The sequence below is a fragment of the Halomonas daqiaonensis genome (genome assembly GCF_900109725.1).
Classification (GTDB): domain Bacteria; phylum Pseudomonadota; class Gammaproteobacteria; order Pseudomonadales; family Halomonadaceae; genus Halomonas; species Halomonas daqiaonensis.
The window spans coordinates 76072-97396 of the sequence record NZ_FOBC01000005.1 but is presented as its reverse complement, the minus strand read 5'-3'; the positions used below and the strand labels follow the sequence as shown (position 1 = coordinate 97396).

Annotated in this window: 16 protein-coding genes; 14 read left to right on the top strand and 2 right to left on the bottom strand. The window is 64.9% G+C overall.

Going from position 1 to position 21325, the window contains the following annotated elements; all coding sequences use genetic code 11:
• On the top strand, positions 1 to 340 hold a 340-nt coding region (locus BMY30_RS17815; protein ID WP_211607251.1), incomplete at its 5' end, for a hypothetical protein.
• Here the strand turns inward: BMY30_RS17815 and BMY30_RS05390 are convergent.
• Complete coding sequence (locus BMY30_RS05390) at positions 315 to 2450, bottom strand: S9 family peptidase (RefSeq protein WP_089711381.1); 2136 nt, start codon at positions 2448 to 2450, stop codon at positions 315 to 317. The genes BMY30_RS17815 and BMY30_RS05390 overlap by 26 nt on opposite strands.
• 71 nt (positions 2451 to 2521) lie before the next feature.
• Here BMY30_RS05390 and BMY30_RS05385 point away from each other — a divergent pair, with 71 nt between their 5' ends.
• The 9 genes from BMY30_RS05385 (at position 2522) to BMY30_RS05345 (ending at position 15291) form a co-directional block, all read left to right on the top strand.
• On the top strand, positions 2522 to 2965 hold the full coding sequence (locus tag BMY30_RS05385; protein ID WP_089711379.1) for a hypothetical protein: 444 nt from the start codon (positions 2522 to 2524) through the stop codon (positions 2963 to 2965).
• A gap of 24 nt (positions 2966 to 2989) precedes the next feature.
• Positions 2990 to 4843 carry a vWA domain-containing protein gene (locus BMY30_RS05380; protein ID WP_244516127.1) on the top strand — a complete coding sequence of 618 codons (1854 nt, stop codon included), beginning with the start codon at positions 2990 to 2992 and terminating at the stop codon, positions 4841 to 4843.
• Entirely contained in the window at positions 4836 to 5624 is a 789-nt protein-coding gene (locus BMY30_RS05375; protein WP_089711377.1) for a class II glutamine amidotransferase, read from the top strand. Before BMY30_RS05380 ends, BMY30_RS05375 begins: the two co-directional genes overlap by 8 nt.
• Positions 5625 to 5725: 101 nt before the next feature.
• Positions 5726 to 7402 (top strand): AMP-binding protein, encoded by a 1677-nt coding sequence (locus BMY30_RS05370; protein WP_089711375.1) that lies wholly within the window; start codon positions 5726 to 5728, stop codon positions 7400 to 7402.
• Positions 7403 to 7576: 174 nt separating this feature from the next.
• Complete coding sequence (gene hrpA / locus BMY30_RS05365; protein ID WP_089711374.1) at positions 7577 to 11644, top strand: ATP-dependent RNA helicase HrpA; 4068 nt, start codon at positions 7577 to 7579, stop codon at positions 11642 to 11644.
• Positions 11641 to 12762, top strand: coding sequence for a beta-ketoacyl-ACP synthase III (locus BMY30_RS05360; protein WP_089711372.1), 1122 nt, complete (start codon positions 11641 to 11643; stop codon positions 12760 to 12762). Before hrpA ends, BMY30_RS05360 begins: the two co-directional genes overlap by 4 nt.
• 32 nt (positions 12763 to 12794) lie before the next feature.
• Entirely contained in the window at positions 12795 to 13568 is a 774-nt protein-coding gene (locus BMY30_RS05355) for an MlaA family lipoprotein (protein WP_089711370.1), read from the top strand.
• A 12-nt stretch (positions 13569 to 13580) separates the two neighbouring features.
• Positions 13581 to 14795 carry a PP2C family protein-serine/threonine phosphatase gene (locus BMY30_RS05350; RefSeq protein WP_089711368.1) on the top strand — a complete coding sequence of 405 codons (1215 nt, stop codon included), beginning with the start codon at positions 13581 to 13583 and terminating at the stop codon, positions 14793 to 14795.
• Positions 14782 to 15291, top strand: a complete 510-nt coding sequence (locus BMY30_RS05345) for an STAS domain-containing protein (RefSeq protein ID WP_089711366.1) — start codon at positions 14782 to 14784, stop codon at positions 15289 to 15291. Before BMY30_RS05350 ends, BMY30_RS05345 begins: the two co-directional genes overlap by 14 nt.
• A 34-nt stretch (positions 15292 to 15325) precedes the next feature.
• Here the strand turns inward: BMY30_RS05345 and tal are convergent, their stop codons facing one another.
• On the bottom strand, positions 15326 to 16264 hold the full coding sequence (gene tal, locus BMY30_RS05340) for a transaldolase (protein WP_089711364.1): 939 nt from the start codon (positions 16262 to 16264) through the stop codon (positions 15326 to 15328).
• 137 nt (positions 16265 to 16401) lie between these two features.
• Here tal and BMY30_RS05335 point away from each other — a divergent pair, with 137 nt between their 5' ends.
• From BMY30_RS05335 to pstA, 4 genes are all read left to right on the top strand, one after another.
• Positions 16402 to 17577, top strand: coding sequence for a Bcr/CflA family multidrug efflux MFS transporter (locus BMY30_RS05335; protein ID WP_089711362.1), 1176 nt, complete (start codon positions 16402 to 16404; stop codon positions 17575 to 17577).
• 127 nt (positions 17578 to 17704) lie between these two features.
• A complete protein-coding gene (locus BMY30_RS05330) occupies positions 17705 to 18733 on the top strand; it encodes a substrate-binding domain-containing protein (RefSeq protein WP_089711359.1) in 1029 nt (342 codons plus the stop codon).
• 104 nt (positions 18734 to 18837) lie between these two features.
• Positions 18838 to 20094: a phosphate ABC transporter permease subunit PstC gene (gene pstC, locus BMY30_RS05325; RefSeq protein WP_089711357.1), complete on the top strand. Its 1257-nt coding sequence runs from the start codon at positions 18838 to 18840 to the stop codon at positions 20092 to 20094.
• Positions 20095 to 20112: 18 nt separating this feature from the next.
• The gene (pstA, locus tag BMY30_RS05320) at positions 20113 to 21279 is read left to right on the top strand and encodes a phosphate ABC transporter permease PstA (protein WP_089711355.1); all 1167 of its coding nucleotides are present in this window, start codon (positions 20113 to 20115) and stop codon (positions 21277 to 21279) included.
• The last annotated feature ends 46 nt before the right edge of the window (positions 21280 to 21325 follow it).

The window sequence follows — 21325 nt, the reverse complement described above, 5'->3', positions numbered from 1 at the left end:
GGCGGTGATTCCGGCGGTGGCACTGGCGGCGGTGATTCCGGTGGTGGCACTGGTGGCGGTGATTCCGGTGGAACAGGCGGCGGTGATTCCGGTGGCGACAGTGGCAGTGGAGGTACTGGCAGTGCTGGTGGTGATGGTGGCACCGGTAGTGATTCAGGCACTGCAGGCGGCACTGGAAATGGTGCTGGAGGTGGGACCGACGGCGGGGCTGGTGGTGGAACTTGAGACTACTGCCAATACGTCTTGGAAAAGTGGACGCAAGCGCCCCGGCATTTGCCGGGGCGCTTGCGTTGGAACGCCTTTCTCTCTGGGATCTATCCTTCCCGTTCTGCCAATTTAAGCGCCCAGAGGATGAAGGCATCCTGGCGGGCATTGTCATGCCAGGCCTTGAAACGCCCCGAGGCCCCGCCATGGCCGGCGGCCATGTCGGTACGTAGGAGGATGGGGCGGCTCTCCGTCGGGCGGCGATCCGCGGGGCGGCCTTCTTCGGCCTGCTCGCTGCCCAGTTCCTTGAGGCGGGCATAGAGCTTGGCGGGTTCCCAGTAGGGCACCCGAGTGTCGTGCCAGCTGCCCTGCAGGAATACCGCCGGCCAGGGCTGAGCCGAGAGGTTGTCCAGCGGTGAATAGTTGCCGATGCGCCGGCGTGCCTCCGGTTCACTGGGGTCGCCCCATTCGGTGTACTCCGCGGTGGTGAGAGGCAGATCGGGGTTCTCCATGGTGCGCAGCACGTCGACGAAGGGTACGTCGAGGACGGCGGCACAGAAGGCATCCGGTGCCAGGTTCAAGCTGGCACTGACCAGCAGCCCTCCGGCACTGGCGCCATAGGCCGCAATGCGCTCGCCGTCGCTGAAGCCCTTGTCGACCAGGGCATCACGGGCGGCGAGGAAGTCGTGGAAGCTGTTCGCCTTGTGCTCAAGCTTGCCGGCCAGGTACCAGGGCTCGCCGCGATCGCCGCCGCCACGCACATGCGCCACGGCAAAGGCCGCGCCGCGTGCCAGCAGTTCCAATCGGGCGACCGAGAACCAGGGATCGAGCACCTCGCCGTAGGCGCCGTAGCCGTAGAGCAGGGTGGGTAGCGGGTGGCCGGCCAGGTCGGCGCGCATCACCACCGAGACGGGCACCCGCTCGCCATCATGCGAGGTTGCCCAGAGTCGCTCGCAGACCAGCTGATCCGGCCTCAGGTCGCCATGGATGGGCTGCTGCTTGAGCAGACGCCGCTGGCCGCTGTCGAGGTCATGCTCGAGCCAGGTCACCGGCAGGATGAAGGACTCCTCGCGCAGGCGCAGGCGGCGGGTGTCGAAGTGGGGCGCGTCGCCCAGTGCCAGGCTGCAGGGCAGTTCCGGCAACGGCAGGCGTTCGTCGCGAGTGATCGCGTGATCGGCATCCAGCTCGAGGATGCGCAGGTGCACCTGGGCTTCGTGGTGGTCGCGTTCGGTGATCACCAGCCCCCAGTTGAAGGCATCGATGCCCTCCAGGGTGTCGTCGTCGCGATGGGCGATCAGCGGTTGCCAGTTGGCCGCCGGGTCGGCTTCGCCCAACCGTGCTTCCGCCACTACGTCCAGCCGAAAGTGGGTGGCCTCACGATTGTGCAGTACGTAGAAGTGGCCCGGACGGTGGTCGAGGGCGTACTCCACGCCGTTTTGCCGAGGGCGGAAGCAACGCGGCGCGGTCGCGGGTGCCCGAGCCGGAATCAGGTAGCTCTCGCTGGTGTCCTTGGAAGCGCTCTCCAGGATCAGCCACTCACGGGAGCGGGTCTTGCCGAGTCCCAGCCAGAACTCCGGATCCTCCTCGCGCAGCACCAGCGCCGGCTCACCGGCGCTGCCGTCGTTAATGATCAAGCGCCAGATGCTCTCGGGTCGCTGGGTGGCGTCATAGCGTGTGAAGAGCAGTGTGGCGTTGTCCTCGGCCCAGCCGATCTCGGGGCCGATTTCCTCGAGCAGCACCCTGGGTTTGCCGCCGGGCAGCTGCTTGAGGTAGAGCTTATAGGTCTCGTCACCGCGGGTGTCCTCGGTCCAGGCCAGCCAGGCCTCGTCGGGGGAAAGGGCCATGTCACCTACCTCGAGGAAGTCGTGCTCGCGGGCCCTGGTCTGAAGGTCGAGGAAGCACTCCGTGGCATCGGGGTACCCATTGGGATGACGCCACCAGACCGGATAGTCGGCGTCCACCGCCGTTTCGCTCCACACCGTGTAATGATCCAGCGGCGTCCTCAATCCATGGACGGCCAGTTCGCGGCGGGCCAGATGGCCGTGGTAGAGGCGCTCGACCAGATCATCGAGGGGGGCGAACCACTGGCGCGACGCCTGGTTGGCAGCCTCCAGGAAGTGGCTGACTTCCGGGTCGTCGCGGTTCTCCAGCCAGTGCCATGCCGGGTCGTCGGCGTGGCGGAAGCGGTTGACGGGGTCGACGGCAGTCGTCTCGGGGGCCTGGTCACGTGGCGGCTGTGCTTTCATTGCGCGAGATGTACCATACTCAGTGTATTTTCAAGAACGTGCGTCGTGGACGCACATATCGCGAGGTCGTGATGCTGATTTCGGATTCGATAACCCTACTATGGCTGGTCTATGTCGTGTTGTCGCTGGTCGTGCTGCTGACCGGCTACCTGGGGCTGGCCTTCCTGCCACGGCTGCCCCGGCTCGTGATCACCTGGCTGGTGGCCGGCGTGATGTGGACACCGGCCCATTTTCGCCTGCCACTGCTGGAGGAGGGCGAGTTCTACTCCGGCTTCGCCCCGGCGGTGGTGGTGGCAGCCGTGGCCCTCCTCGAGGACAGCGGCGCGACACTTGGGCCGGCCGCTGTGCTGGTCATGGTGGGAGCCGGACTGGGATTTCTGGTGGGGCTGCTGCTGTGGTGGCGTGGTCGTCATCGCGACACTCGTGATGATGACTACGCGGATATGGCTGAGGAGGCGCCCGTCGGTTCCCATCGCGGTGACCGCGGCGAGCGCCAGGAGCCGATCATCGGCTAAATCATCGGCAAATGAGGAGCCCCAATGCGCGGGCGTGGCATGGAAAGGCCTTGCGGCCGGCTGATCGGGACGATGGCCATCGGCTGTGCCCTGTGGCTCTGGGCAGACGCCTCGTTGGCACAGGTCGACGAGGAGGAGCATCCGGACGTCCGGGTGGTGGTCGATGTCTCCGGCAGCATGAAGGAGAACGATCCCGACCGCCTGGCGCTCAGTGCCCTGGACATGCTCGTGGCGCTGCTACCGAATGGTGCTACGGCGGGCGTCTGGACCTTCGGCGCGACGGTCGACAACCCCCTGCCGCTGGACGAGGTGGATGCGGCTTGGCGCGAACGGGCTCTGGGCCTGTCGCCTGCCCTCCAGGAGTATCAGCAGAACACCGATATCGAAATGGCCTTGCGCGAGGCGGCTAAGGCCGAGGCCAATGGCTGGCGACATCTTGTACTGCTCACCGATGGCATGGTCGACCTCCCGCCGGCGCGGGGGGCCAAGCCCGAAGTCGACGATGCCTCACGGGTGCGCCTGGTGGATGAGCTGGCCGCCGAGCTGGCCGACCAGGGCGTGGCCATTCATGCCATCGCCTTTTCCGACCAGGCCGACCTGGCCTTGGTGGAGCGGCTGGCCCAGTCCACCGGGGGACTGGCAGCGCTCGCGGAGAATCCCGAGAGCCTGCTGGGCGCCTTTCTCGACATCATCGAGCGTATCTTTCCTGCCGACCAGGTGCCGCTGGAGGAGGGGCGCTTCGTCATCGACGACGAGGTGGAGACCTTCTCGGCGCTGGTCTTTCATGAGCCCGAAGACGGCCCCCTGACCCTGATCGCCCCGGATGGCACTCGCTACCGGGCCGAAGATGCACCGGACGCCATTCGCTGGCAGATGGAGCCGCGTTTCGACCTGATCCGGGTGCCCGACCCCCAGGTCGGCGAGTGGCGTCTGGAGGGACGGGTAGGCGAGGGCAGTCGCGTCAATGTCGCCTCCCCGCTTCACCTGCGCACTGCCGATATGCCGGCCACCCTCTACCTGGGCTTCGAAGTTCCGGTGGAGGCCTGGATGGAGCGCGATGGTGATCCCCTCGGCGAGGGAGAGGAAGCGCTCACCCTTTCTGTCTCGCTGCAGGACAGCGAGGGGGCGGTACAGTCCCGGGTCACGCTGCAGGCCGAGTCGGGTCGCTTCCGTGGCCGCCTGCCAGCGCCGGCCCTGACCGGCAATGCGCATCTGGTGATCCGTGCCGAGGGAGAGTCATTCTACCGCCAGCGAGTGCAGGCGGTGAACGTGCTACCGGCTATCGGGGCGGTGTATCGGCCCAGGGACGGGCGGGTAGTGCTGGTCGCAGAGCACCCCCGGCTGAATCGCGACAACACCGAGATCCATGCTGAGCTGCAGGGAGAGCGTCTCGAGGCTCGGGCAGTCGGGTCGTCGCGCTGGCATCTCGATCTGCCCGAACATGACGAGGCACTGAGTCGGCCAATGCTGCTCAGTGCCATCATCGAGCTGGATGGCGAGACCCGCGAGCTTGCCTTGCCGCGCCTGATGCTCAATCCGGAAGGCCGCGTTGGCATCGACCTGGCGGATGTGGCCGGGCCGATTCTGGCTACCGAGCGCTTCGAGAACGGAAGTCAGAGTGACGGATCACAGCCGTCTACCGAAACCTTGGCCGACCGCTTCGTCACCTGGGTCAATCGTCTGCCCGAGAAGGCGCGTGATCTCTGGCAGGCGGGAATGCCGGGCCTGCAGCGGTTATGGGAGGCACATCGCGGTGACCCGCGCCTCTGGGGCGTCGTGGCAGCCGTGGCGATGGCAGTGTTGCTGTGGCGGGTGGTCAGCCTGAGCCGGCGTCGCCGTGCGCAACGCCCCATGCACAGGGAGGAACCCCATGTGTGAACTTCTGGGCATGAGCGCCAATGTACCCACTGATATCTGCTTCAGCTTTACCGGCTTCCTTCACCGTGGCGGCGGCACCGGGCCTCACCGCGATGGCTGGGGGATCGCCTTTTATGAAGAGGGTGGATATCGCGACTTTCGCGACCCGCATCCCTCGGTGCAATCACCCATCGCCCGGCTGATCTGCGACTACCCGATCAAGTCGAACATCGTCATCAGTCATATCAGACAAGCCAATGTCGGTCAGGTGCGCCTGGCCAACACCCACCCCTTCGTCCGCGAGATGTGGGGGCGTCCCTGGTGCTATGCCCATAATGGGCAACTCGCCGACTGGCAGGCCTTGCCGCACTCCTTCTATCGCCCGGTGGGGACGACCGACAGCGAGCATGCCTTCTGCTGGCTGCTCGGCGAGCTGCGCGGAGCCTTTCCCGAACCGCCGGACGATGACGGCCAGCGTCATGCCCTCTGGGAGACCCTCCACGGTCTCTGCGAACGACTGCGTGGTCTGGGGGTGTTCAATCTGCTGCTGGCCGATGGCGAATACCTCTATACCTACTGCTCCTCCAAGCTGGCCCACATCACCCGGCGGGCGCCCTTCGGCAGGGCAAGCCTCTCGGATGCCGAGCTGGCCGTCAACTTCGCCGAGCACACTACGCCCGACGATGTGGTCTCGGTGATTGCCACCGAGCCGCTCACCGACAACGAGGCGTGGGTACGCATGGTCCCCGGCGAGCTGCTGGTCTGGCAGGGCGGCGAGATACGGGCGCGATTTAAAACGTAAGTTTCAATCGTGTGTTTTACAGTCACGGAACCGCAGGTATAAGGTAGACGCACAGAACAACAAGTCTGCTGATGACATCAGCCGCAGCATGGAGATTGACCATGAGCGAGAACGCCAAGCCCGCCATCCTGACCGGTCAGCCCCTCGAAGGGCTCGACGACTACGCCTCGGTGATGGAGGTCTTCCACTCATCCGTGGCCCGATTTGCCGACAAGCCGGCGTTCAGCTGCATGGATAGAGTGCTGACCTATGCCGAACTCGATCGTCTCTCCGCTGACTTTGCCGCCTGGCTGCAGCAGGAGACCACGCTGGAACCGGGAGACCATATCGCCATTCAGTTGCCCAATGTGCTGCAGTTCCCGGTGGCGGTCTTCGGTGCCCTGCGGGCTGGGCTGGTAGTGGTCAATACCAACCCGCTGTATACCGAGCGAGAGATGGTCCACCAGTTCAAGGACTCTGGCGTCCGGGCTATCGTCATACTGGCCAATATGGCCGACAAGCTCGAACGGATCCTCGAGCGCACCGATATCCGGCACGTGGTGGTCACCGAGTTGGGTGACCTGCACGGCTTCCCTAAACGCCAGTTGATCAATGCGGTGGTCAAGTATGTCAAGCGGATGGTGCCTGCCTACGCCTTGCCCGGTGCCACGCCGATGCGAAAGGCCCTTCGCGCCGGCGCTGGGCTTCGCCATCTGGATGTTACCCTCGGTCCCGATGACATCGCCGCGCTGCAGTACACCGGCGGTACCACGGGGTGGGCCAAGGGGGCCATGCTGACCCACCGCAATCTGGTGGCCAACATGCTTCAGGCTCGCCAGGCCATCGGCCCGGCCCTGACCGACGGCGCCGAGACCATCATCGCCCCGCTGCCCGTCTACCATATCTACACCTTCACGGTGAACTGTCTGTTCATGATGGAGACTGGCAATCACTCGGTGCTGATAACCAACCCGCGCGACCTGGATGGCTTCGTCAAGACCCTCAAGGGGCTCTCCTTCACCGGCTTCATCGGGCTCAATACCCTCTTCAACGCCCTGTGCAACCGTGAAGACTTCCGCCGTCTCGACTTCTCCCGGCTGCATCTGACCATCTCCGGTGGCATGGCCCTGACGCGTGCCGCTGCGCAGCGCTGGGAGGAGGTCACCGGCTGTCCAGTGGCCGAGGGCTATGGCCTGACCGAGACCTCGCCGATCGTCAGCTTCAATCCGGTGGATGCCATCCAGCTTGGCACCATCGGCAAGCCGGTGGCCGGGACCGAGGTCAAGGTGCTGGATGCCGATGGCCGGGATGCGCCCCTCGACACCGCAGGGGAGCTCTGCGTCAGGGGACCCCAGGTGATGAAGGGTTACTGGAATCTAGACGAGGAAACCGCAGAGTCGATCGACGACCAGGGCTGGTTCCGTACCGGTGATATTGCCGTGCTCCAACCGGATGGCTATATCCGCATCGTCGACCGCAAGAAGGACATGATCTTGGTTTCCGGTTTCAACGTGTACCCCAACGAGATCGAGGACGTGGTAGCGGCCCATCCGGGCGTCATCGAGTCTGCGGCCGTGGGGGTGCCCGACGAGACCAGCGGCGAGGCGATCAAGCTGTTCGTCGTCGCCCGGGACGAAAGCCTCGATACCGAGACTCTGCGGGCCTGGTGCAAGAAGGATCTCTCCGGCTACAAGGTGCCCCGCTATGTTGAGTTTCGCGATGAGTTGCCCAAGACGAACGTGGGGAAGGTATTGCGACGCCAGCTTCGTGACGAAGAGCGCGAAAAAGCCGAGGAATGAGCCCGGCAGCCAGGGCTGCCGGGCTCGCTATCACGTTCAGCGGGGGCGCGCGGGAGCCGATAGCTTCCATATTGTAGCCTTATAGCCACTCTTGATGGCTCCGATTAGGCGCCATCGTGACCGCGGCGTTACAATGTACTGCCCGTTCCGGGAGTCCCGGGCGGGCCGTTTTTTATGACGACCGAGACCCGGAGACGACCCGTAGAGACCGTGACCACCGAGACCCGCCAGGCCCCCACCACCACTGCCGAGGAAGCCGCCGAGCTCGACGCCCTGAGTCGCGACCTCGGCGATGCCCTGCGACGCGATGTTCCGACTCTGGACAAGCGACTGCGCGGGCTGCGCCGTCGCCTGAAGGAGGGCAAGCCCGTCGATCATGGCCTCGCCGAGGTGCGCCGCGCGCTCGAGCGTTCGCGGCAGCAGGTCGCGCGACGTCGAGCGCGGCCGGTGGCCCTCGAGTATCCGTCATCGCTGCCGGTTGCGGAGCGTCGTGAGGACATCCTCGAGGCCTTGCGCGAGCATCAGGTGGTTGTGGTGGCCGGAGAGACCGGCTCGGGCAAGACCACCCAGCTGCCCAAGATCTGCCTGGAGCTGGGCCTGGGGCGCCGTGGGCTGATCGGCCACACCCAGCCGCGGCGCCTGGCGGCGCGTTCGGTGGCCAGCCGCCTCGCCGAGGAGCTCCAGGTGCCGCTGGGCGAGCAGGTGGGCTACCAGGTGCGTTTCACCGACCAGAGCAGCGACGACACCCTGGTCAAGCTGATGACCGACGGCATCCTGCTCGCCGAGACTCGCCACGACCCGGACCTGATGCGTTACGAGGCCATCATCATCGACGAGGCCCACGAGCGCAGCCTCAATATCGACTTCCTGCTTGGCTATCTCAAGCGCCTCACCGCGCGGCGACCCGACCTCAAGGTGATCATCACCTCGGCAACCATCGACGTGGCTCGCTTCGCGGAGCACTTCGGGCGCTCGGATGACCAGGGACGTCTCCAGCCGGCGCCGGTGGTGGAGGTTTCGGGCCGCACCTATCCGGTGGAGGTGCGTTATCGCCCGCTGGTACGCGATGATGACGACGAGGAGGATCGCACCCTGCAGGAAGGCATCCTCCATGCCGTGGAGGAGATCGAGCAGGTCGAGCGGGACAAGCGCTGGTTCCATGGCCCGCGCGACATCCTGGTGTTCCTGCCCGGGGAGCGCGAGATACGTGAGACCGCCGATACGCTGCGCCGCGCCGACCTCAAGGGCACCGAGATCCTTCCGCTCTACGCGCGGCTCTCCAATGCCGAGCAGAACCGTGTCTTCGCGCCCCATGCGGGGCGGCGCATCGTGCTCTCCACCAACGTGGCGGAGACGTCGCTCACCGTGCCTGGCATCCGCTACGTCATCGACCCGGGCCTGGTGCGTCTCAGCCGCTACAGCTACAAGGCCAAGATCCAGCGCCTGCCGGTGGAGCCGGTCAGCCAGGCCAGCGCCAACCAGCGCAAGGGGCGCTGCGGGCGCGTAGCGGAGGGGGTCTGCATCCGCCTCTATGATGAGGAGGACTTCCTCGCTCGGCCCGAGTTCACCGACCCGGAGATACGCCGCACCAACCTGGCCTCAGTGATCCTCTCGATGCTGTCACTGAAGCTGGGTGATATCGAGGCCTTTCCCTTCGTCGATCCGCCGGATTCGCGCTTCATCACCGATGGCTTCCGACTGCTCTTCGAACTCGGTGCGGTGGATGCGGACAACCGCCTGACGCCGCTTGGGCGCAAGCTGGCGCGGCTGCCCATCGACCCGCGCCTGGCACGCATGGTGCTGGCCGGCGATGAGCAGGGCGGCCTGCGCGAGGTGCTGATCGTCGTCGCCGGCCTGGCGGTTCAGGACCCCCGAGATAGACCGGCCGACAAGCGCCAGGCCGCCGACCAGGCACACCACCGTTGGCAGGACCCGGATTCCGACTTCGTGGCCTTGCTCAACCTGTGGAACGGTTTCGAGGCTGCCCGGGAGGAGCTTTCCGGCAACCGTCTACGGCGCTGGTGCAAGGATCACTACCTCAACTACCTGCGCCTGCGCGAGTGGCATGACACCTTTCGCCAGCTTCGCCAACTGCTGCGTGACATGCAGATCGAGGTACCGCCGCCGGCCCCACGGCCCCCCGCCGATGCCCCGGACGTGGACGACAAGGCCCGCCAGGAGGCCCGTCGAGAGAGCGCCGTGACCCTGCACAAGGCACTGCTCCCCGGGCTGCTCTCGCACCTGGGATTGCTTACCGAGAATCGCGAGTACCTGGGGGCACGCAACCGCAAGTTCCTGATCCACCCGGGGTCGGGGCTGGCCAAGAAATCGCCCAAATGGCTGATGGCCTTCGAGTTGGTCGAGACCAGCAAGCTCTTTGCGCGCACCGTGGCGAGGATCGAGCCCCAATGGATCGAGCCGTTGGCCGGTCATTTGGTGAAGCGCTCCTATGCCGAGCCGCATTGGGAGATGAAGCGTGCCCAGGTGGTCGCCACCGAGCAGGTCACGCTCTTCGGTCTGCCGATCGTCGCCGGACGCAAGGTCCACTATGGCCCCATCGCCCCGCAGGAGGCCCGGGAGATTTTCATCCGCCGGGCGCTGGTGGAGGGTGAATTCCGCACCAAGGGCGAGTTCTTCGCCCATAACCGGGCGCTGGTGGAAGAAGTCGAGGGCCTCGAGGATCGCGCCCGCAAGCGCGATATCCTGGTTGACGAGGAGACCCTCTTCGCCTTCTACGATGAGCGCATCCCGGCGGATATCATCAACGGCAAGGGCTTCGAGGCCTGGCGCCGCAAGGCTGAACGCGAGAACCCCGACATCCTGAAGTTCGATCGCGCGGCCCTTCTGGCGCGGGAGGCGGTGGAGATCACCCAGGCCGACTATCCCGACGAGCTGGTGCTGGGGGGGGTGCGCTATCCGCTCAGCTACCACTTCGAGCCCGGTGCCGTGGACGACGGCGTGACGCTGACCGTGCCGGCGGCTATGCTGCCTCAGTTGCCGCTGGCGCGGCTCGAATGGCTGGTCCCGGGCCTGTTGCGCGAGAAGTGCATTGCGCTGATGAAGTCGCTGCCCAAGTCGGTGCGCCGCCAGGTGGTGCCGATTCCCGACTGGGTCGACGCCGCCCTCGAGACCATGACACCGGGCGATGTGCCGCTCACCGAGGCGCTGGGCGAGTTTCTGCGTCGCCGCACCGGTGTACGCGTGCACCCCGATGATTGGCGGTTCGACCAGTTGGAACCGCATCTGGTGATGAACCTGCGGGTGGTCGACCATCAGGGCCGGACCCTGGGCCAGGGGCGCGATGCTCGCGAACTGGAGCGTCGCTTCGAGGCCGCCGCGGGAGAGGGCGCCCGGGCCCTGGCCAAGCAGGCCAGCGGCGAAGGCGAACTCGAAGCCCTGCCCGAGACGCCATTGCCGGAATCCCGTGTCACCACCCAGGCGGGTATCCGGGTGGAGGCCTATCCGGCCCTGGTGCCCGTCAAGGATACCTTCCGGGTCGAGCTGTTCGATCATCCCGACAAGGCCCGGGAAGCTCATCGCCGCGGCGTGGTACAGGCGGCCATAGAAAACTTGCCCGATCAGGTGCGGGCCATCGAGCGACTGAAGGGGCTCGAGACCTGTGCCCTGTTGTTCGCCAAGGTGGGCAGCAAACGGCAGCTCGTCGAGGATGTGGTGGCCGGGGTGTTTCGCCAGGTGGTGGCCACCGACCCGCTGCCGCGATCGCGAGGCGAACTGGAACAGCGTCTCGAGGCGCGGCGCGACGACCTGCTGCCTCAGGCTCAGACCCTGGTGGCTACCCTGGAGCAGGCCCTCAAGGGTCACCTGGCCGTGACCAAGGTGCTCAAGGGACAGCTGAACCTGGCCCTGGCCCTAGTCTACAGTGACCTCAAGGCCCAGATGCAGCGGCTGGTACATCCCGGTTTCGTCAGCGAAGCCGGGGAGTGGCTCGAAGAGTACCCACGCTACATGGAAGCGGCGCTGATCCGCCTGGAGAAGGCGCCGCGGGAACGCATGCGCGACCAGATGCACATGCAGGAGGTCCAGGACCTCGAGGCCCGCCTGGCCGCGCGCCGCGAGAGCGAGCGACGCGGTGGGGTGGAGGACCCGGCCCTGGTGGAGTTCGGCTGGTGGATAGAGGAGCTGCGGGTCTCGCTCTTCGCCCAGCAGCTGGGCACGAAATTCCCGGTCTCCATCAAGCGTCTCGAAAAGCGCTGGGCAGAACTCACAGGGAGAGCAGCATGAACCAAGTGGTGATCACCGGGACGGGCCTCTTCACCCCCGAGCACGCCATCGACAACGATGCCCTGGTGGCCTCGTTCAACGCCTGGGTGGACGCCGAGAACGCTCGCCATGCCGATGCCATCGCCGCTGGCGAGCGTGAGCCTCTCCCGCACTCCAGCACCGAGTTCATCGTCAAGGCATCGGGCATCCACAGCCGCTATGTGCTCGACGCCGAGGGCATCCTCGATCCCGCGCGCATGTGTCCCCAACTGCCGGAACGCGGCAATGACGAGCCCTCCGTCCAGTGCGAGATGGGCCTGATCGCGGCCCGTGAGGCCCTGGCTCAGGCGGGCGTCGAGGCAGGGGACATCGAACTGGTCATCGTTGCCTGCTCCAACCTGGAGCGGCCCTATCCGGCCGTTGCGGTGGAGCTCCAGGAGGCGCTCGGCGCGGGCGGCTACGCCTTCGACATGAACGTCGCCTGCAGTTCGGCAACCTTTGCCATCGAGACCGCCGCCAACGCCATCCGCGCCGGTAGCGTCAAGCGTGCCCTGGTGGTCGACCCGGAGATCTGCTCCGCGCACCTCAACTTTCGGGATCGCGACAGCCACTTCATCTTCGGTGATGCCTGCACCGCCATCGTGCTGGAAAGTGACGCCGTGGCCACCGCCGAGGCTCGCTTCGAGATCCTTGGCACGCGCCTGCTGACGCGATTCTCCAACGCCATCCGCAACAACGCCGGCTTCCTCAATCGGGTCACCGATAGCGATCCGCAGGCCATCGACAAGCTCTTCGTCCAGGAAGGTAGACGGGTCTTCAAGGAGGTCTGCCCACTGGTGGCGGCGTTGATCACCGAGCACCTGGCGAGCCTCGAACTGGCGAGTAGTGATCTGTCGCGGCTCTGGCTGCACCAAGCCAACCGCCACATGAATGACCTCATCGCCCGGCGCGTGCTGGGTCATGAGCCTAGCCCCGAACAGGCGCCGATCATTCTCGATCGTTATGCCAATACCAGCTCGGCGGGCTCGATCATCGCCTTCCACCTGCATCGGCACGACCTGTCCCCCGGCGCGCTCGGGGTGGTCTGTTCCTTCGGCGCGGGATACAGTGCCGGCAGCGTGGTGGTGCGTCGCCAATGAGCGTCATAACAGGGAATCGCTGGGAGGCGAGAATGCCGATGAAACAGGGTCTGACGAGATGGATCGGGCGTGGTGCACTGGCAGCGTCGCTGGTGGCCACGGCGGGTTGTGCCACCAGCGGTGAGGTGCAGGAGCGCAATCCCGACGATCCCTGGGAGGGCTTCAACCGCAAGGTGTTCGCCTTCAATGACGTGCTTGACCGCTATGCGCTCAAGCCAGTGGCCAGGGGCTATCGTTTTATTACGCCGGCCCCGGTGGAAACCGGCGTCGGTAACTTCTTTGCCAACCTGGGGGAACCGCGCACTGCGCTCAACAGCCTGCTGCAGGGCAAGCCAGGCAATGCAGGCATCGCTACCGGGCGCTTCCTGATCAATACTACCGTGGGTATCGGCGGGCTGTGGGACTTCGCCACCCATATGGAGATCACCGGGCGCGAGGAAGACTTCGGCCAGACGCTCGGTGTCTGGGGGGTGGGAGAGGGCGCCTACCTGGTGCTGCCGCTGCTTGGCCCCAGTACGGTGCGTGATACCGCCGGGTTGCCGGCGGACAGGTACACCTATCCCACTACCTACGTCGAGGATGATGAAGTGCGCCTGGGGCTCACCGCCTTGAGGGTGATCGATACTCGGGCCGGCCTGCTCGACCAGGAAGCGATGATTCGCGGCGATCGCTACAGTTTCATCCGCGATGCTTATTTGCAGCAGCGCCGCTTCGAGGTCAGCGATGGCGAGTTGGGCGCGGATCCCTTCGCCAGCGACAAGTTCGACTTCGATGATGCGGACTTCGATGACGCCTTCGCCGAATGAGGCCATGACAGCATGCCACCAGCCAAGCACCTGATCGGGGTGATCGATGTGCCGGGGGCTGAGCGTGATGCCTTGGCCGAGACCATCGCCCGTGACGGCCTGGCGGTGTATGCCGCCGATAGCATCGAGGCACTCCCCTTGGAAACCGCCCTCGTCGTGGCTCACTCTCGGGCGGTGCCCAGCGCCGATTGGACGCGGCTTGCTGAATACCTGCCGACGCTCGTGGTCAGCGACGAGCGGCAGGATGCCGACCTGCTGCGCGCGGTAGATGCCGGCCTGGTGGATTACATCATTGATCCGCTACGCCATGGATCTCTGCTGCGGCGCATGATCGGCAAGGCCATCGAAGTGCATCGCCTGGCCGCAGAGCGTGAGCATGACCGCGCCCGTCTGGCGAAGCTCAACGAGGACCTGGAGGAGCTCAACGAGAGCCTCGAGACCCATCTGGCGATGCTGCGCCTCGACCAGCAGGCCGGCGGGCAGATCCAGCGCAAGCTGCTGCCGCTAAGGCCACAGACCCTGAATGACGTCACCTACGACTACTGGCTGGCGCCCTCGCTCTACCTGTCCGGGGATTTCCTCGATTTCCAGGCCTACGACGAGCGCTATAGCCTGTTCTATTTTGCCGATGTCTCCGGGCACGGAGCGTCCTCGGCCTTCGTCACCGTGCTGCTGAAGTATCTCTCCAATCACTGGCAGCACGAGTGGAACGGCGAGCATCCCGAGGCCCTGGCGCCGCGTTGGCTGGCGGCGCTCAATCGCGAACTGCTGGATGCCGGCATCGGCAAGCATGCGACCCTGTTCGTCGGGGTCATTGACCATCAACGACGTTATCTCCACTATTCGCTGGGCGCTCAGCTGCCCATGCCGCTGCTGGTGACGGACGGCAAGGTGACGTCGCTGCCCGGCGAAGGCATGCCGGTCGGCCTCTTCCCGGGAGTCGACTATCCTTGGCTGGGTTGCGAACTGCCGGAGAACTTCCGGTTGTGGCTGTGTTCGGATGGGATATTGGAGTGTCTTCCGGGCGATACGCTTGATATGCGGCTCAGGGAACTCGAGCGGCGGGTCCTCGCCAGCGACACGCTGGAGGATCTACGTGGCAGTCTTGCACTGGGAGTGATGGCGGACGATGATGAAAGCGTCGCCGAAAATGCCCCAGGGCACGAAGAACTGCCAGACGACCTGACGATCATGATGTTGAGCGGATTTGGCAATGATAAACCATGAAGGCCGCCTCAAGGCGGCGTTCGATTCCGGGGTCTTCGTCCTCAAGCTGTGCGGAGATGTGCGCCTGACGCTGTGTGCCACCTTGGACCGTCAGGCCCGGCAACTGGCGGAGACGCCTGGCCTCGAGACGCTGATCATCGACCTGCGTGACACCACCAACGTGGATTCCACCGCCCTGGGCTTCCTCGCCAAGGTGGCCATCGCCGTGCAGGGCCGCGTCACCGAACGACCGACCATCATCGCCGACAACTCCGATGTCAGGCGGATGCTCGACGTCATGGGGTTCTCGCGCATCTTCACTCTGGTGGAATCGCCGATCACCGAGACCTGTGAGCTCCGCGAACTCCCCGAGGTTCCCACCGACGTCGAGGAAACTCGCCAGCGGGTCCTCGAGGCGCACCGCATCCTGATGCGCCTCAACGAGCATAATCGCGAGGAGTTCCAGCCTCTCGTCGAGATGCTCGAGGCCCAGGAGGCCGCCTCGCACAACCACTGACCGGATACCGCTGTGCCCCGGCCATAGCGGTCGATCAGCCCTTCCTCAGCTCTCCCAGCAATGCTTCCAGCTTGCGCTGGTCGGCCATGAACTTGCGGATGCCTTCTGCCAGTTTCTCGGTGGCCATGGCATCCTCGTTCATCTCCCAGCGGAACTCGGCTTCGTCCTGGGGCTCGGGGGCGTGGGTCTCGGCATCCAGCGGCACAAGCCGACGCTCCAGATTACCGGTGGTACCGGCCAGTTCTTCCAGTAGTTTGGGCGAGATGGTCAGGCGGTCACAGCCGGCCAGGGCGATGATCTCGCCGGCATTGCGGAAGCTTGCGCCCATCACGATGGTGTCGTATCCGTGCCCCTTGAAGTGCTCGTAGATGCGCTTGACGGACTGCACGCCCGGATCGCGGTCGCCGCTGAAGTCGACATCGGGCTCCTGCGCCTTGTGCCAGTCCAGTATCCGGCCGACGAAGGGCGAGACCAGGGTGACGCCGGCATCCGCGCAGGCGCGTGCCTGGGCGAAGCTGAACAGCAGGGTGAGGTTGGTGTGGATGCCTTCGCGCTCGAGGATCCGGGCGGCGCGAATGCCTTCCCAGGTAGAGGCCACCTTGATCAGGATGCGCTCGGGACCGACGCCGTGACGCCCGTAGCGCTCGATCAACGAGCGGGCCCTGGCCAGGGTGGCGTCGGTATCGAAGGAGAGGCGGGCACTGACCTCGGTGGAGACATAGCCCGGTATCAGGGCACTGACTTCGCCGCCGATTTCTACGGCTACCGCATCCAAGGCATCGTCGATGTCGGTGGCATGGCGCGCAATCTCGGCCAACCGCGCGCGGCGTGATTCATGCTGGGCCGCCTGGAGGATGAGCGAGGGGTTGGTGGTGGCATCGGTAGGCTGGAAGCGACGAATCGTCTCGAGATCACCGGTATCGGCGACCACGGTGGTCATGGACTTGAGTTGTGAAAGCAGGTCATCTGCCATGGCGGGATCCCTCCGGTTGTCGTGGGGCTCACTCTAACAAGGCGAGGTGGTTGAATATAGACAACCGTGGCCAGGGCAGGGGTTTCAGGTATCATTAGCTTTCTATCTATTTTCCCGGTTGATGCCACGGAGGCGTCTTGATCCTGAACCCCCGACGCGTGGCGCTGCTGGTGGCTGCCAATACGGCCCTGGCGCCCTTCGCCATCGATGCCTACCTTCCTGCCATGGCTGCCCTGGCGGAGGACGTGGGCGCCAGCATCCATCACACCGAGCTGTCGCTCTCCAGCTTCCTGGCCGGTTTCGCCTTGGGGCAGCTGGTATTCGGCCCGGTTTCCGATCGGGTGGGGCGCAAGCCGGTGCTGCTCGGCGGGCTGGTGGTCTTTCTGTTGGCCAGCCTGGTGATCACCACCGTTGGCTCTCTGGGCGAGCTTCTGACCTGGCGCTTCGTCCAGGCCTTGGGTGGTGGCGCTACCGTGGTCAACTCGGCGGCCATCGTGCGCGACTGTTTCCACGGCCGTGAAGCCGCCAAGGTGATGTCGACCATGGCGATCATCATGTTGATGGCGCCGCTGGTGGCGCCAGTGGTGGGCAGCGGGCTGCTGTATATCGCTGGTTGGTGGCTGATCTTCGTGTTCCTTGCTGCCTACGCCGGCTTCCTGATGTGGCTGCTGGGTACCCGGTTGCCCGAGACACGACCGCCCGGACAATCAGCCGCAACGCCGTCCAGGGTGTTGGCCAACTACGCCAGCGTGCTTCGTGATCGTCGGGCCATGGGCTTCATTGCCGCCGCCTCGATGTCTTTCGCCGGGCTGTTCGCCTTCGTCACCGCCTCGCCGTTTCTCTATCTAGAGCATTTCGATTTAACGCCGTCTCTCTACCCGCTGGTGTTCGGCGTCAATGTGCTGGCCATGGTCGCCTCCAATCGCCTCAATATCCGTCTGCTGCGGTGGCGCACGCCCCTGCAGAACCTGCGTCTGGGATTGGGGATCCAGCTGGCCGCCGGACTCGGGCTGGCGGTCATGGTGGTCAGCGGCCTGGAGTCGCTGGCCACCATGGTGCCGCTGATCATGCTGTTTGCCGGCACCATCGGCCTGATTGCCCCCAATGCCATCACCTCCTTGCTCGACCGATTTCATCACATGAGCGCCACTGCGGCTGCCCTGCAGGGAAGTCTGCAGTTCTCCTGCGGTGCCCTGGCCGGAGTGCTGGTCGGCGCCTTCGAGGTCGACAGCGCCTGGCCCATGGTGGGCACGATGCTGGGCGCCTCGCTGCTGGCCAACGTTGGCATTCGCGTGCTGGCAGAGCGTACCTGATGCACGCTCCGACGGGATATGGAATAGGGGTCTGACATTTATGGTGGGTTGTCACTAAGCTGTCATCTGACTGCGGCAAGGTGTGTCCTGCGAAGGTTGCACACTGTCCTTATCAGGAGATCGCTCCATGAATCGCATTCTCAAGAACCGTGCTTTCAAGACCACTGCCATCGCCGCCGCCGTTATCGGTGTGGCCACCGTGGCACATGCCCGTGACCAGATCCGTATCGTCGGTTCCAGCACCGTATACCCGTTTGCCAGCTACGTGACCGAGGAGTTCGGCGCTGTGACTGAGTACCCGACTCCGGTCATTGAGTCCACCGGCTCTGGCGGCGGTCTGCGTCTGTTCTGCAACGGCGTGGGCGAGGGCACTCCGGACATCACCAACTCCTCGCGCCGCATCAAGCTCTCCGAGCTCGAGCGCTGCCTCGAGAACGGCGTGACCGATGTCACCGAGGTGAAGATCGGTTCCGACGGCATCGTCTTCGCCCAGTCCAGCACCAACGAGGCCATCGAGCTGACCCTCGAGCAGCTGTTCCTGGCCGTGGCGGCCAAGGTGCCGGTCGATGGCGAACTGGTCGACAACCCCTACACCAACTGGAGCGAGATCGACGCCTCCCTGCCAGATCGCGAGATTTCCATCTACGGCCCGCCCACCACGTCCGGCACGCGCGATGCCTTCGAAGAACTCGCCATGGAAGTGCCGTCAAAGGAAATGGAGGCTTATGGTGGCGACGGCTACACTGACGTCCGTTCCGATGGCGTCTACATCGATGCCGGCGAGAACGATAACCTGATCGTCCAGCGTTTGAGCGAAGACACCGATGCCTTCGGCATCTTCGGTTATTCTTTCCTGGAAGAGAATTCCGGCGCCCTGGTCGGTACGGCCATCGGAGGGGTGGAACCGGAGCCCGAGGCGATCAGTGCCGGCGACTATCCGATCGCCCGCTCGCTGTGGTTCTACGTCAAGAACCAGCACGCCGATGCCGTGCCGCCGCTGTATGACTACGTCGACATGTTCGTTTCCGAGACCATGATCGGCGAGGGCGGCTACCTTCGTGATCTGGGCCTGATTCCGCTGCCCGAAGCCGAGCGTGAGCAGACTCGTGAGAAGGTTGCCAACCGGGCCCAGCTCGAGGTCGACGACCTCAAGTAACACCCTGTTGGGCAGGGATGCCTGATCCGGCCGGCAGCCCACGGCTGCCGGCCGTCTCACGTTCCGGCAGGAACCCTGCCGCCGTTATCCACCGAGAGAGATCTATGCAGACCAACCAACTCCTCGCCATGTTCAGCGGCGTCCTGCTGCTGATGGGTCTGATAGCCTTCTTCCTAGGCCGTGCCAAGGCCGCGCGGGTGCGCGCCAGTGGCACGGCCATGTATGCTCAACCCGACCAGTACGCCTGGTTCGCCGTGGTCGCCACCGCCGGCCCGGCGATCACCGTGGGTGCCATCGGGGCCTTCCTGATGCTGTTGCTGGGGGCCGAGATCCCTACTCTCTATCTGCTGGCCTGTAGTTTGGTGGTCGCTGCTATCGGCCTGATGGTGGGAATGCGCCAGGTGAAGCCCGACTTCCACGCCCGTCAGGCCATCGAGCGGGTGATCCGCTGGATTCTGGTCGCCGCGGCCATGATCTCGATCTTCACCACCTTCGGCATTCTCTTCTCTATCATCTTCGAGGCGCTGCGCTTCTTCCAGATGCACAGCTTCTGGGACTTCATCACCGGCACGGTGTGGGATCCCGGCGCCAGCTTCCTGGCCGCTGCGGGGCGCGGCGATGAGGGGGGCTCCGCAGCCCAGTTCGGCTCGGTACCGCTGTTCGCCGGTACCTTCATGATCACCGCCATCGCCATGCTGGTGGCGATTCCCGTGGGCCTGCTGTCGGCCGTCTACATGGCAGAGTTCGCCCCCAGCCGGGTGCGCACCTTCGCCAAGCCGACCCTCGAGGTGCTGGCCGGCATTCCCACCGTGGTCTATGGCTTCTTCGCCGCCATCACGGTGGCGCCGATCATCGTCGACGTGGCCGGTTTCTTCGGCCTGGATGCCTCCTTCAACAATGCCGTGGCGCCCGGGGTGGTGATGGGCATCATGATCATCCCCTTCATCTCCTCGCTTTCCGACGACGTGATCAGTGCGGTGCCGGACAGCATGCGACAGGGCTCGCTGGCGCTGGGCATGACCAAGGGCGAGACCATTCGTGATGTGGTCATTCCCGCAGCCCTGCCGGGGATCATCTCCGCCTCGCTGCTGGCGGTCTCGCGGGCCCTGGGCGAGACCATGATCGTGGTGATGGCGGCGGGTATGCGGCCCAACTTGACCGCCAACCCCCTGGAGGACATGACTACGGTGACGGTGCGCATCGTCGCAGCGCTTACTGGCGACCTGGAGTTCGAGAGTGCCGAGACACTCTCCGCCTTCGCCCTGGGCCTGGTGCTGTTTGCCGTCACGTTGAGCCTGAACCTGGTGTCGGTGCTCATGATCCGCCGCTTCCGCGAGAAATATCGCGTCAACAACCTGTAACGCCGAGGAATCGCCGAGATGAGTCACTCCTTCGACGACATCAGCACCCAGCTGCGCCGCCGCCATCGCCGCTCATCGCGGCTGAAGTGGATCTCCATGGGGGCCCTGGGAATCGCTGGCCTGTTCCTGGTGCTGTTCTTCGCCGACATGCTCGCCAAGGGCCTGCCGGCCTTCCAGCAGGCGCAGATCCAGGTGGAGGTCGACTATAACGAAGATGCCCAGCGCATGGGGCGTGCCGCCCTGGACCCCGAGGTGTCGCGTCTGGTGAGTCGTACCTTCGAGCGTCTGATTCCGGTGCGCATGCGCGACAACCCCGAGCTGCTGGGCACCACCGAGACTCGCTGGGTGCTGGCCGACAGCGAAGTGGACCAGTACCTCAAGGGGCATCGTCACAAGCTCAGTGAGTCCCAGCAGGCCACGGTCGAAGCGCTGGTGCAGCAGGACCGAGTGGAGCTCAAATTCAACACCACCTTCTTCACCAGCGGCGACTCCAAGATGCCCGAGGCCGCGGGGATCCTCTCCGCCGCCGTGGGCACGGTAATGACCTTGCTGGTGACGCTGGCCATCGCCTTTCCCATCGGTGTAATGACGGCGGTCTACCTCGAGGAGTTCGCCCCCGACAATCGCCTGACCCAGATCATCGAGATCAACATCAACAACCTGGCGGCGATCCCCTCGATCCTGTTCGGCTTGCTGGGCCTGGCGATCTTCATCAACTTCTTTGGTGTGCCGCGTTCGACGCCGCTGGTAGGCGGCATGACCCTGGCGCTGATGACTCTGCCAGTGATCATCATCGCGACCCGCACGGCGCTGCGCAGTGTGCCGGACACGATCCGCCACGCCGCCTTCGGGGTGGGCTGCTCGCGCTGGCAGGTGGTGCGCGACCACGTATTGCCACTGGCCATGCCGGGCATCATGACCGGCTCGATCATCGGCCTGGCCCAGGCCATGGGCGAGACCGCACCGCTGATTATCATTGGCATGGTGGCCTTCATTCCCGACGCAGGGAGCTCTTTCACACAGGCCGCCACCGTACTGCCGGCGCAGATCTTCACCTGGGCGGGAGAGCCGGAGCAGGCCTTCGTCGAGAAGACCGCCGGAGGGATCTTGGTACTGTTGGCGATCCTGATCTTCCTCAACGCCACTGCCGTCGTCCTGCGCAAGAAATTCGAGCGCCGCTGGTAGGTCACGCTACGTTACAGGGGATCCAAAGATGAACATTCACGTTGCC